This window comes from Streptomyces sp. SP18BB07 (assembly GCF_036322545.1).
In the GTDB taxonomy this organism is placed as follows: Bacteria; Actinomycetota; Actinomycetes; order Streptomycetales; family Streptomycetaceae; genus Streptomyces; species Streptomyces deccanensis.
Map to the genome: position 1 here is coordinate 1 of NZ_JAQYWT010000185.1, position 321 is coordinate 321.

Annotated in this window: 1 pseudogene; it reads right to left on the reverse strand. The window is 63.9% G+C overall.

Annotated elements, in window-relative coordinates:
- Window positions 1-321, reverse strand: a pseudogene (locus tag PUR53_RS01785) (hypothetical protein); the annotation flags it as partial.

Consider the following 321-nt stretch of genomic DNA (forward strand, 5'->3'; position numbering starts at 1 on the left):
CAGCCGTCCCTCGGCACCGACCTCATTGGCCACCCGGGTCACTTCGGCCCCGAAATAGGAGAGCTGGTCGACCATCGGGTTGTCGCTGAAGTTCACAAGTATCAACTCCAGACACACTTCCACTTGGACCTTCGGGGAGTGTTCTCGGTCTCGGTGAGGTCGTTCCACACGCCGGCCCCCCGCGGCGCCTCGGCCTGACCCCCCAGCAGACCCTCGGCTCCGACCTCGTTGGCCACGCGCGTGACATCGTCGGAGAAGATCCTCAGCTTCTCGCACATCTGGATGATCGTCTCGGAGAGCTTGGCGACATCGCCGCGCTCA